The organism is Kitasatospora sp. NPDC059817 (assembly GCF_042731835.1).
Taxonomy (GTDB): domain Bacteria; phylum Actinomycetota; class Actinomycetes; order Streptomycetales; family Streptomycetaceae; genus Kitasatospora.
Window position 1 is genome coordinate 1 of the sequence record NZ_JBHWIR010000364.1, and the last position, 3361, is coordinate 3361.

At 73.1% G+C, this 3361-nt stretch carries 4 protein-coding genes; 1 reads left to right on the forward strand and 3 read right to left on the reverse strand.

The window, feature by feature from the left end:
- Positions 1-12: 12 nt before the first annotated feature.
- From ACFV61_RS35235 to ACFV61_RS35245, 3 genes are all read right to left on the reverse strand, one after another.
- On the reverse strand, positions 13-243 hold the full coding sequence (locus tag ACFV61_RS35235) for a ferredoxin (RefSeq protein ID WP_380496194.1): 231 nt from the start codon (positions 241-243) through the stop codon (positions 13-15).
- Positions 240-1448, reverse strand: coding sequence for a cytochrome P450 (locus ACFV61_RS35240; protein WP_380496196.1), 1209 nt, complete (start codon positions 1446-1448; stop codon positions 240-242). Before ACFV61_RS35240 ends, ACFV61_RS35235 begins: the two co-directional genes overlap by 4 nt.
- Before the next feature lie 680 nt (positions 1449-2128).
- On the reverse strand, positions 2129-2536 hold the full coding sequence (locus ACFV61_RS35245; RefSeq protein ID WP_063351805.1) for a helix-turn-helix domain-containing protein: 408 nt from the start codon (positions 2534-2536) through the stop codon (positions 2129-2131).
- 101 nt (positions 2537-2637) lie between these two features.
- On the opposite strand from ACFV61_RS35245, the gene ACFV61_RS35250 reads away from it, so the two are divergent.
- Positions 2638-3285, forward strand: a complete 648-nt coding sequence (locus tag ACFV61_RS35250) for an FMN-dependent NADH-azoreductase (RefSeq protein WP_380337805.1) — start codon at positions 2638-2640, stop codon at positions 3283-3285.
- Positions 3286-3361 lie beyond the last annotated feature (76 nt).

The following is a 3361-nucleotide window of genomic DNA, read 5'->3' on the forward strand; positions in this document are numbered from 1 at the left end:
TAGCGCACCGGTTCAGCGCACCGGATACACCCGGATGGCCGTGGCCGGGCACTTGGCGGCCGCCTGGGGGGCCAGTTCCGCCGCCCGTGCGCCGGGCTCGGCGGCGAGCACGACGACCTGCCCGGCCTCGTCCTGGTCGAACACCAGCGGCGCGGTCACCGCGCACTGCCCCGACGACACACACCGCGAGGTGTCCGCCTCCACCCGCGCGACCGGCCGCTCGCGCGGCTGCTCCTCGCTCACCACAGGACCGGGACCTCGCTGAGGCCGCCCGCCAGCCGCTCGTCGTGGTCGCGCAGGCTCCGCGCGTCCACCGCCAGCCGCAGGTCGGGGAAGCGCCGGAACAGCGCGGCCAGCGCGACCTGCATCTCGGTGCGTGCCAACACGTTGCCGATGCAGTAGTGGCCGCCGTGCCCGAAGGCCAGGTGCGCGTTGGGGGAACGCGACGGGTCGAAGGTGTCCGGCTCCTCGAACACCCGCCCGTCCCGGTTCGCGGCGTTGATCGCCACCAGCACCGCCTCGCCCCGCGCGATCGCGGTCCCCGCGACGGTGACGTCCTCGCGGGCGTAGCGGGTCAGGCCCAGGCCACCGGGCGAGGCCATCCGCAGGACCTCCTCCACGGTGGCACGGGCCAGCGTCTCCGGGTCGGCGGCGAAGCGGTCCCGCCGGCCGGTGTCGCTCAGCAGGAACAGGACTCCCAGGTCGATCCGGGCCGACGTCGTCTCGTGGCCGGCGAACAGCAGCCCCACCGCCAGCCGGGTCATCTCCCCCTCGGTGAACGAGGGGTCCTGCGCCTGCACGGCCAGGATGTCGCTGATCACGTCCTGCCCCGGCTGCTTCCGCTTCTCCTCGGCGATGCCGGCCACGTACGCCTCGAACTCGGCCATGGCCGCGGCGCCGTCGGCCCCGCCGTACAGCGCGGCGATCCGCTCCGACCAGCCGCGCAGCAGGCCCCGGTCCGCGACCGGCACACCCAGCAGCTCGCAGATCACCATCACCGGCAACGGGAACGACAGGTGGTCGTGCAGGTTGACGGCGCGTTCCGGATCCCGCGCGCGCTCCTCCTCCATCGCGTCCAGGCAGGATGCGGCGAGTTCCCCGATCCTCTCGCCCAGCCGGCGCATCCGCGGAGCGCTGAACGCGGGCGCCAGCATCCGCCGCATCCGCGTGTGCTCGCGGTCCTCCTCCTCTGGCGAGGGGGCGGGGCGCGTGTGCAGCGCCGACTCCGAGATCCTGGGCGCGCCCTCGGAATCGGGGCGCAGCCGGGAGAAGCGGGTGTCGCTCAGAACCTCCCGGGCCTCCTCGTAGCGGGTCACCAGCCAGGCCGGGTCGCCGGCGGGTGTCGTCACCCGCGTGATCGGACCTTCCTCGCGCAGGCGCGCGAACAGCGGCGCCAGGTCCAGGGCGTCGGGGCGCTCGAAGGGTAACTGCGGTGCGGGGGCGGTCATGGTGGTCTCCTCACCGGCCAAAGGCCACAAGAGCAGCGAACGCTTGGCAGAACCGCCCTCTCCTGCACGTCCAGGCCAGGGCGGACGAGCGGCGTCCCCGGCCAACAAGTGAGAGTCAGCTCTCTCTTCTCTCGGGAGCGTAACACCGTCGGCACGCACAGTCAGCCACTGGGCGAGATCGGCCCGTTCGGTGACGGAGCGGGCCCGGCTCTCGGGAGAGTCGAACGGAAATCGGCGACAGCGGGGGCCTTGATTCCGGTTCGGCGACGTTCCTGAAGCAGCGACCTGGGCGCGCAGACCGGCGCCCGCTACACCCGCATCCCGCTCACCGGCCGCATCCTCGCCGACGGCGACACGAGCGTCCGCTTCCGGATCACCGCCGCACACGACCCGGGCGCCACGCTCCAGCACCTGACCGTGCAGCATCCTCTACGCCGCCCCGCAGCCCGGCCGGGCGTGACCGCAGGCACCACCCCGCACGCGCACCCACCACACCCGCGCCGCGAAACGCGGGTCGGACACCACCCCGGCCCAGGTGGGCTCAGCCTCGCGACCTCGCACAAGCCGGACGGAAAGCGCCGGTGGCGCCACCCGGCGTGCACGCCGCCGCGGGACTCGCAGTCCTTGGTGCGGCACGCGGCGGAGCCGCTCCGCCGCCGGCCCCGCGACCGGCCCGGCGGTCACCCCGCCGACGCACCGCCGGCCGCGCCGGCCACGTCGAGCGGGAGCCGCTCCGGCCCACCGGAGCAGGGTGCACCGCCGTTCAGGTGCGTGGCCGCCCACCGCCCCAGCTCGGCCAACGCGGGCTCCAACGCGTTGCCCGCTTCGGTCAGCCGGTAGGAGACCCGCAGCGGAGGGCCGGCGTCCACCTCTCGCAGGATCAGGCCGGCCTCGCCGAGTTCGGTGAGCCGCTCCGAGAGCATGCGCTCGCTGATGCCCGGGATGGCCCGCCGAAGATCGGCGAAGTACACGGGCCCCGGGATCAGGGTGACGACGATCAGGCCCGTCCACCGCTTGCCGAAGAGCTGGAAGACGCGCGCAATGCCCTCGTCGGCCTTCCTGCATGCCTGCTCGCCGTGATTCGCCATGCCACCAGGGTAGCCCTCGACCTACGTAGCTTTAGAAAAGTAAGTGGCTATGTTATTACTAGCTACGTAAGAAACCTCAGCCCCTAGCTCTGGAGCCCTCCATGGCCACCCTGCTGCACCTCGACTCCTCCGCCCTGCCCCACGGCTCCGCCTCCCGCGAGGTCACGGCCACCTTCCGCAAGGCATGGGAGGAGCAGCACCCCGAGGGCACGGTCGTCTACCGCGACCTCGCGGCCGAGCCGCTGCCGCACCTCACCGCTGCCGGCATCACGGCCGCCTTCGCCGACCCGGCCGACCACACGGACGAGCAGAAGGCCGCTTTCGCCCTGCGCACCGAGCTGGCCGCGGAGCTGGAGAACGCGGACGCGGTGCTCATCGGCGCCCCCATGTACAACTTCACGATCCCCTCCAGCCTCAAGGCATGGCTGGACCACGTGATCATCATGGGCCGCACCGGCGGCGAGAACTCCTCCGTCGCGGGCAAGCCCGTCACCGTCGTCGCCAGCCGCGGCGGCTCCTACGCGCCCGGCACCCCGCGCGAGGACTTCGAGTTCGCGGCCAACTACCTGGAGAAGGCGCTGACCGGCCTGCTCGGCCTCAAGGTCGACGTCATCACGCCCGAACTGACCCTGGCCCGCACCGTCCCCGCGATGGCCGACCTGGTCGACCTGTCGGACGCCTCCCGCGCCCAGGCCCACGAGCAGGCCGCTGCCAAGGCCAAGGCCCTCGCCGCCGGCCTCTCCGCCTGACCAGCACCTGCGGGCCGTACACCGGCACGGCGCGGACCGAACCCGGCCCGCACCACCGCCGCCGCCGCCGCTGATG

Excerpts from the sequence above, each read along its gene's own strand:
- ACFV61_RS35240 (WP_380496196.1), bottom strand. The coding sequence starts at position 1,448 with ATGACCGCCCCCGCACCGCAGTTACCCTTCGAGCGCCCCGACGCCCTG.
- ACFV61_RS35245 (WP_063351805.1), bottom strand. The coding sequence starts at position 2,536 with ATGGCGAATCACGGCGAGCAGGCATGCAGGAAGGCCGACGAGGGCATT.
- ACFV61_RS35250 (WP_380337805.1), top strand. The coding sequence starts at position 2,638 with ATGGCCACCCTGCTGCACCTCGACTCCTCCGCCCTGCCCCACGGCTCC.